General features: G+C 38.6%; 7 protein-coding genes, 1 pseudogene and 1 riboswitch. Of the genes and pseudogenes, 4 read left to right on the top strand and 4 right to left on the bottom strand.

Annotation, left to right across the window (positions count from 1 at the left end):
- The 4 genes and pseudogenes from PLK24_RS05940 to PLK24_RS05925 form a co-directional block, all read left to right on the top strand.
- Nucleotides 1–608 (top strand): annotated as a pseudogene (locus tag PLK24_RS05940) (extracellular solute-binding protein); the annotation flags it as partial.
- Between the two features lie 94 nt (nucleotides 609–702).
- A complete protein-coding gene (locus tag PLK24_RS05935) occupies nucleotides 703–1,578 on the top strand; it encodes a carbohydrate ABC transporter permease (RefSeq protein WP_324477238.1) in 876 nt (291 codons plus the stop codon).
- Between the two features lie 17 nt (nucleotides 1,579–1,595).
- Nucleotides 1,596–2,447: a carbohydrate ABC transporter permease gene (locus PLK24_RS05930; RefSeq protein WP_324477236.1), complete on the top strand. Its 852-nt coding sequence runs from the start codon at nucleotides 1,596–1,598 to the stop codon at nucleotides 2,445–2,447.
- Between the two features lie 55 nt (nucleotides 2,448–2,502).
- Nucleotides 2,503–2,592: riboswitch (NiCo riboswitch) on the top strand.
- 43 nt (nucleotides 2,593–2,635) lie between these two features.
- On the top strand, nucleotides 2,636–3,508 hold the full coding sequence (locus PLK24_RS05925) for a cation diffusion facilitator family transporter (RefSeq protein WP_324477234.1): 873 nt from the start codon (nucleotides 2,636–2,638) through the stop codon (nucleotides 3,506–3,508).
- Between the two features lie 60 nt (nucleotides 3,509–3,568).
- Here the strand turns inward: PLK24_RS05925 and lepB are convergent, their stop codons facing one another.
- The 4 genes from lepB to PLK24_RS05905 all read right to left on the bottom strand — a co-directional run bounded on the left by lepB (nucleotide 3,569) and on the right by PLK24_RS05905 (nucleotide 7,429).
- The gene (gene lepB, locus PLK24_RS05920) at nucleotides 3,569–4,150 is read right to left on the bottom strand and encodes a signal peptidase I (RefSeq protein WP_324477232.1); all 582 of its coding nucleotides are present in this window, start codon (nucleotides 4,148–4,150) and stop codon (nucleotides 3,569–3,571) included.
- Between the two features lie 171 nt (nucleotides 4,151–4,321).
- Nucleotides 4,322–4,969, bottom strand: coding sequence for a LexA family protein (locus tag PLK24_RS05915; protein WP_324477230.1), 648 nt, complete (start codon nucleotides 4,967–4,969; stop codon nucleotides 4,322–4,324).
- Nucleotides 4,970–5,076: 107 nt separating this feature from the next.
- Nucleotides 5,077–6,465, bottom strand: a complete 1,389-nt coding sequence (locus PLK24_RS05910) for a phosphomannomutase/phosphoglucomutase (protein ID WP_324477228.1) — start codon at nucleotides 6,463–6,465, stop codon at nucleotides 5,077–5,079.
- Nucleotides 6,443–7,429 carry an NAD-dependent epimerase/dehydratase family protein gene (locus PLK24_RS05905; RefSeq protein WP_324477226.1) on the bottom strand — a complete coding sequence of 329 codons (987 nt, stop codon included), beginning with the start codon at nucleotides 7,427–7,429 and terminating at the stop codon, nucleotides 6,443–6,445. Before PLK24_RS05905 ends, PLK24_RS05910 begins: the two co-directional genes overlap by 23 nt.
- Nucleotides 7,430–7,766: the final 337 nt, after the last annotated feature.

Here is a 7,766-nt window from a genome sequence, read left to right as displayed (position 1 = left end):
CCTTGTCTCAAGACACCCGCGTTTCTGTCGTTCAAGGAAAGCTTGGCGTGGTTCCCATTCCTGGTAGTAGCGAGGTTTATGACCTAGAAACCAATGAATGGGTGAAGATGGATAAATCTAATTTAGTAGCGAATGAATCAGGTGCATCCTGGCATGGAGTTATCACCAAATATGCTGAAGATCCTGATATGATAGCTCATTTCTTCTCCTGGCAAGCAACACCGGAGATTAACCACTGGAATGTTGCTTGGGGATGGAGTGGAATCGACCCAGGGACAATCTATGACTTTTTAGAACCAGAAGGTCAAGCAAAAATTGAAGATTATACAACGACTGGTTATAATGAGGCCGACATTCGTGAATTCTTAGATGCTTATAATACAATGTGGTTCAAGTACCCACTAAGTATTCCTTACCTGAGAATTGCCGGAGCTGCCGATTACATTGAAAGCTTGGATATCCATATGTCGGAAGCCCTAACTGGTCAAGCATCACCTCAAGAAGCTCTTGATCGTGTTGCCAGTGATTGGGAAAATATCACCGAAGAATTAGGTCGAGAAGAACAGAAAGCTTTGTATTGGGATGCAATTGGTTATACTGGAGAATAATTTTTCGGTACTGATTGACAGAAAATAATGGGTTAGGGGGCTGGTTGGGATGACAAACCAGCCCCCTATTTTGAAGGAGGAGGTTGCGTTGGGCGTGGAAAAAAAGAGGATACCTCTTAAAGAGCAGGGGAAAAAATGGTTTATTGCACCCGCTATTACCTGGCTCATGCTGTTTACTTTAGCTCCCCTAATCTATACAGTTTATTTAAGTTTTCACGGATCACGTTTTCTTAAGGTTACCCGTTTTGTTGGATTAAAGAATTTCGTTAATGTACTTACTGATTATCGATTTTGGGGAGCATTTCGAGTTACTATCATCTTTGTTTTAGGTGGATTGGCGCTTAGTGTGGGGTTAGGTCTGTTGTTTGCTTTATTGTTCAACCGTCAAATAAAGGGGGTTCAGGTATTTCGAACATTATCAACAATGCCTTTATTCACTGCACCAGTTGCTTTGGGATATATTTTTATGATCATATTTTATGAAAATGGAGGTCCTATTAATAACTTTCTCACTACGATTATTTCAAAACAAGTACCGTGGTTATCCAACCCTAATTGGGCAGTATTTTCAATTCTCATAGCCGATACCTGGCAATGGACACCCTTTGCCTTTTTGGTTTTATTGGCCAGCCTTCAATCTGTTCCAAAAGACCTCTATGAAGCAGCCAGCCTCGATTCGGCTTCAAGTTGGGATATTTTTAAACATATCACCTTTCCGCTTATTTCCTCAGCCTTAGGGACCGTTATCATTCTCCGTGTTGTAGAAGCTTTTAAAGTATTTGACCTTCCCTTTGCGCTAACCAATGGAGGTCCAGGTTTGGCAACCAGAACTTTGACTTTTAACGTTTATACCAATGGCTTGAGAGATCAGAATCTGGGGGCTGCCAGTGCTACAGCTATCGTACTCTTGGTTATTGTTTTAATCGTGAGTGCTTTATTCTTTAAGCGCTATGGTTCAAATTATGAATAAGGCCATGAGGTGTAGAAATGAGAACTCGTAGAGGCAAAATCATAGTAAACATAATTCTTTGGATTATTGTAGCCATTGTCGCGGTGTGGATGCTTTTCCCTTTTTATTGGGCGGTTATAACTTCAATAAAAAAACCTGCCGATGTTTTTCGGCTATCTTTCATCCCGGGTATTCAATTCGATCCTACTTTAGATAACTGGAAGTCGGAGTTTCAATTGCGAGGCAAAGAAATCACTCGGGCTATGGGAAATTCGCTGGCAATCGGCATTGGTGCCGCGTTAATTGCTTTGGGGATTGGTACCTTAGCTGGATATGGATTAGCTCGCTTCCGTTATCATGGTTGGTCGAATAAGAGCATATCAATGTGGATATTATCACAGCGTTTTCTTCCTCCGGCTGCAACTGTTATCCCCTTCTTCTTGATTTTTAAAAATTTAGGCTTAATAGATAATGTAATTTCTTTAATCCTTGTGAACGCAACTTTTACTATTCCTTTCGCCGTCCTCATATTACGTGATGCTTTTAAGGAAGTTCCTGAAGAAATCGAAGAATCAGCTCTGGTTGATGGTTGCTCTCGGTTTCAAGCTTTTTTTCGAATGGCTTTGCCGTTAGCAGCACCAGCTTTGGTTTCAGCAGGAATCATCTGTTTTTCTTTTTCCTGGAACGAGTTTTTACTCGCTTTCATAATGACTTATGCGAAGGCTTCGCCAATGACAGTAATTATCGCTGGCACTCAAGATACCCAGGGGATTCAATTCTGGTATGTAGCTACTCGAATGTTGTTGGCAATTGTTCCTCCAGCGGTTCTTGCTTTGACGGTTCAGAAATATATTGTTAGAGGTTTAACTTTTGGAGCAGTGAAAGGGTAATCGGAAAGTTTTCTTGACGTGAAGTGTTGAATATGATAAATATATTCTTAAAAGTAGAATAGTAATGGAGCAGGCGATTAACTTGGATTGGTCAGGTTAATGGGGCTGGGCAAAAAAGCAACAGGTTAAAACCTGTGGGACCAGTATTGGTCTTACAGGTTTTTTTATTTAATTTTGGAGGATTATTAATGACTGAGCAAGCCCGTTATTATGCTATTCGAAATGTTTTGCTGGGGATTTTAATACTGAATTGGGGAGTAGCCTTGACCAAGCTATTATACGGGAGATTTATTGGTTCAGCCAGCATGGTTGCCGATGGATTTCATTCACTTTCCGATGGGGCTTCAAATATCATTGGATTGATTGCGATTTCTATTTCTGTTCGACCTGCCGATGTTAACCACCCCTATGGTCATAAAAAGTTTGAGAGCTTTGCTTCCATTGCCATTGCTTTACTCCTTTTTATCGTGAGCATCGATATTTTACGAGGGGCGGTTGGCCGCTTAGGTAAACCAGTTGTTCCAGAGGTAACAATTTCAAGTTTTATTGTTATGGCCATTGTTCTATTGGTTAATATTATTGTGGTACGTTTTGAAACTCGAATAGGTCGCCGTCTTCATAGTGATATTCTTACCAGTGATGCTCTTCATACTATGAGTGACATTTTTGTTTCTATTTCGGTCGTTATTACGCTGGTTGCAGTTCGGTTGGGTGCAGTCTGGTTAGATGTAGTCGCAGCAATGGTTATTGCCGGTTTAATTTTAAAATCTGGGGTTGAGATTCTTTTAAGAAGTTCTGATGTTTTATGCGACCGTATCATCGTTGATCCTTCAGTTATTACTGATGTTGTTCTTTCTATTCCTGAGGTCAAAGGTTGTCATAAGATAAGAACTCGAGGTCGAAAAGATGATATCCATATCGATCTTCATCTATTAGTTGCTGATAACATGGATGTTCAAAATGCCCATGAAATTGCTAATCAAGTCGAAATTGCTTTAAAAAAGAACATTCCTGGGGTTTCGGATGTTGTGGTACACGTAGAGCCGGTTACCGATATATAAAAAAGGAATTCGGAAAACTTCACTATGGATTGTGGATAAACCCATAGTGAAGTGAAAGCTTTATTTCAGAATGGTAATATGAGTCAGAGGCCAATAGATGAGAAATGCCCGTCCTAAGACATTCTTGCGGGGAACATACCCCCAAAAGCGACTATCATCGCTATTTATACTATTGTCACCGAGAACAAAGTAAGAATCTTCTGGAACGGTTTTTTCTCCCTCTCCATAAAAGCCATAATCATAATAAGTACGAACATATTTATCCCCTTGAAGAGGCTCACCATTTACGTAGATCATTCCATTCGAAATTTTAATCTTTTCTCCGGGGAGTCCAATCACTCTTTTTATTAAATTCTTTCTGTCATCAATTGGATAGCGAAAAACAATAATGTCTCCCCTTTGTGGTTCAGTTAATCGGTAGTAAAACTTAGCTACCAGGACTCTTTCTCCAGGAACCAAGGTAGGTTCCATGGAACTGGAAGGAATATAAAAACTTTGAACAACGAAATGAATAATTAATAAAGCAATAACTAAAGACCAAACAATAGTTTCAATTGCCTCCCTTAGAGGACTTTTCTTTTTTGCTTCTTTCGTTGGTTGAATGTTATTGTCAACCTTTGAAGGAGATTTTTCTTTTTTCATTCTGCACCTCTTCGTTTATGGAAGTGATCAAAGCTCTTTTTTAAAGGATTCTATTCACTCCTTATCAAGTAACTTTGTAAAATGTTCCGGATGATATAACCAATAGGGAAGATTAAAATTCGTTAATACCCATTTTTCTGGGCATCATTATCTCTTATTTCCTCAAAGGTATCAATGATAACCAACATGCATAATAACTTTTCCAATAATTCGTGCGGGTTTATCAATTAGGATAACGGGGTCATATTTGGGGTTGGCAGATTTAAGGATGACTGCCTTATCTTGAAAAATTACTTCTTTGATGCATAAACCAAGGTCTTCGAGTTCAACGATAGCAATATCACCTGATAGAGTTTGGAGGTCAGGAGAAAAAACCACCAAATCGTTTTCGGTGATTCCTTTGCCGGCCATTGAATCTCCTTTGGCACGGACAATGAATAAACGTATCTTGTCCTGGTATGAATTCCCGGTTTTCATTTGAATAAGTGATTTTTTAAAAATCTCATAGCCAACGGTATAGGTATCAAAATCGTTTTCGGCAATTCCACAAGGAATTTTCGAAGAAAGGATAGGAATAGCTATATCGTCATCTTCTAAAGAGAACACATCGCGATTGACAATACCTGTTATGAGGAGCAATTCCCAATCAGGTATGTTCATTGTTTTACCAATTTTTTGCAAAGTAGTAATATCTGGTTCTCTTTCGCCTTTGAGCCATCGACAAATAGCCGCTTGGGAAACACCAGAGGCGTGAGCCAGTTGAACTTGATTCCAGTTTTTTTCTTTCATTTTTTCTTTAAGCCAATCTTTAAAAGCCATAAATTAATTATATGACAGCTGTAAAATTTTATCAAGCTTATATCCCACAAGAAAATTGATAAATATTATCATGATGATTAGGCAATTTATACAATCAATAATTTTAGTTAGTCACTATTGCCATTAGATTTCGTTTCGCTATTATTTTTTAGACGAGATAGGATCTCTTGTTCAACATCGGGAAGAGCACAAAGAAAGCGATGGACTATTTCAAAAAGTTTTTCCTTTTGGTTGGCTTCAAAACGGAGGGTAAACACTGGTTCAGTAACTGATTTTCGAAGCAATCCCCATCCTTCTAACCAATCAACCCGAATACCATCAATTGTAGTAAGGTTTTCTTCTTTGGAATGAGATTTTTCAAGAATACTCATTAGATCAGGATGTGAACGGGTTTGTAGCCGAATATCAGGTGTAACATGGGGGGAAGGATAAGTCTCGATTATTTTTGAGAGTGGAGAACTATGTGAGGAAAGATAACCGAGAAAAACCATCGCAGCAAAAAGCCCATCATCACGATGAATTTCACGAAAAAAATAATGCCCGCTAATTTCGCCTGCCATGATTGCATCTTCCCGAATAAGTCGAGTTTTTATGTAGGTATGACCAGACCTTTCGACTAACGGGATACCACCTAAACGTTGAACCTCGTCGGCAACAATCCGAGAACTTTTTATATCATAAACAAATTTTTGACCGGGAGGATTCTTGGGAAAGAGATGGTGAATGAAGAAAATCATCCCATGTTCGGGGAGTAAAACCTGACCTTTTTCATCAGCAAATACTACCCGGTCGCCATCTCCATCAAATGCAATCCCAATATCAGCCTGATGTTGAATAATTGTTTGACAAAGAGTCTTTAAATATTCAGGTTGTGAAGGATTGGGTGGACGGTTGGGGAAGGAACCGTCTGGATTGCAGTAAAGAGAAATAACCTGATATCCAAGTGAGGTTAAAAATCGAGAGGCTAAATCAGCATAACTACCATTTCCACAATCAACCACTACAGTTAAATTCCTTTTGGGTTGAATCGAGAATTTTTTTAAAAATTGGAGATATTCTTCTTGGTAATTTTTGAATTGATCAAAATGTCCTAATTGAGTACGAAAATTTTTTTCTTTAACTCTTTTTTTGATTTCTTTTATATCTTGTGTTGTAATTGGCATTTTATCTAAGAGGATTTTAAAACCATTATAAGCGGCTGGATTGTGAGAAGCAGTCACCATAATACCACCACGAAACTGGAGATAATCAATGGCAAAATAAAGGAGAGGAGTGGGAACGATCCCAATATCAGTCACACGGACTCCACTCTCAATTAATCCTCGAATGAGGCATTCTTTTAAAGAGGGAGTACTCATTCTTACATCACCACCAACCGCAAAACAACTCCCTAACGGGACCATTGACCCCGAGGCCCTCCCGATTAAATAAGCAATCTCTTCATTTATCTCATTAGGATAAATACCCCGTATATCACAATCTTTGTAAATACTCATTGGTTTTGCTCCAGATTAGTTTTTTTTGAAGGATCAAATCGTTTAGAGTTTCTCGAACAGCATCTTCAGGGCTATAGCGGGGTGTATAATTGAGTATTTCGAAGGATTTACTCATTGATACACAACATCCCTGACGGACGTGATCAGCAGCCATAGTTGGGAAGCTAAAATTTTCGGCATATTCTTCTATGGAAATATTTTTATAATGGAATTCTACTCCCATGAGTTGAGCAAGATAATGACCTAATCCAAAAAAAGTCATTGCATGAGTTGCTCCACAATTAAAACACTCGCCGATAGTATAATCTTTTTCTTCGATACATCTTAAAAAAAGATAAGCAATATCGGCAGGATGTACATGGTGCAGAGTGCTAAAGCCTCCATCAAGGAGATAGATTTCCTTTTCATTCATGATGTCTTGTAAGGTTTTTAAGTTGTTGTCTCCAAAAGGAGTAATAAAAGGTTTTCCTGGCCCGGTTATATGAGTAGGATGGATAAGTGTTGCCTGGATATGACCTTCTTGTGTATAAGAAAGAAGAATTTTCTCGATATCAGCTTTTTTTTGAGCGTAATCATTCTGAGGATTACGCGGAGCTGTTTCTGGAGTTGGTATAATACGAGTTTTTCCGTATATCCAAGCAGTGCCGCAAGTTAGAAGATGGATATCTTCTTGATCAATTGTTTCTGCCATTATTTGTGCACTATCTGGTTCAAAACAAATGAGATCGACAATTATATCGGGTTCAAGATTGCTGATTCTTTCTTGCCAATTCCCATTTTTTTCATCTCTTTCCCGATCAATTTTTATCTGGTTTATTTTTTTCCAAATAAAAGAGCCCGGATAGGGTCTGGTAGTACCTCGTGAGAATACTGTAACCTCATAACTTCTACTCATCAGAAGCGGGACCAAATAGCTTCCAATATGCCCAGTTCCACCTATAACCAGGACTTTTTTAGCTTTCATGGTTCATCCTCCAGACATCATGGTCAATTTAATTAAAAATTTTAAAATCCACCTCATTATATATCAATCGTGGTTTTAGGTCGATTTATTATCCGTTCATTCGTTATCTAGAAAATTATATTTGTTAGGTACATACTATTCATTATCAGGTACCGTTTCTCTGCTCCTCTCAAAATTTTCATAGTAGACCCTCATGTTACATGAGTAGAACCAAATGAGGATGAAAACCAAGATTCGACATGCCAAGGCAGGTCGCTACATTAAATGAAGAATGGGCACAATACATTGTGCCCCTACATTTTTTAATTCTTTGGTAGGGGCTTGATTTATCATGCCC

Source organism: Atribacter sp. (assembly GCF_035418125.1).
Classification (GTDB): domain Bacteria; phylum Atribacterota; class Atribacteria; order Atribacterales; family Atribacteraceae; genus Atribacter; species Atribacter allofermentans.
The sequence above is the reverse complement of the archived record's forward strand: the minus strand, read 5'-3'. Positions and strand labels throughout refer to the sequence as shown.

Excerpts from the sequence above, each read along its gene's own strand:
- PLK24_RS05930 (WP_324477236.1), top strand. The coding sequence starts at position 1,596 with ATGAGAACTCGTAGAGGCAAAATCATAGTAAACATAATTCTTTGGATT.
- PLK24_RS05925 (WP_324477234.1), top strand. The coding sequence starts at position 2,636 with ATGACTGAGCAAGCCCGTTATTATGCTATTCGAAATGTTTTGCTGGGG.
- lepB (WP_324477232.1), bottom strand. The coding sequence starts at position 4,150 with ATGAAAAAAGAAAAATCTCCTTCAAAGGTTGACAATAACATTCAACCA.
- PLK24_RS05915 (WP_324477230.1), bottom strand. The coding sequence starts at position 4,969 with ATGGCTTTTAAAGATTGGCTTAAAGAAAAAATGAAAGAAAAAAACTGG.
- PLK24_RS05910 (WP_324477228.1), bottom strand. The coding sequence starts at position 6,465 with ATGAGTATTTACAAAGATTGTGATATACGGGGTATTTATCCTAATGAG.
- PLK24_RS05905 (WP_324477226.1), bottom strand. The coding sequence starts at position 7,429 with ATGAAAGCTAAAAAAGTCCTGGTTATAGGTGGAACTGGGCATATTGGA.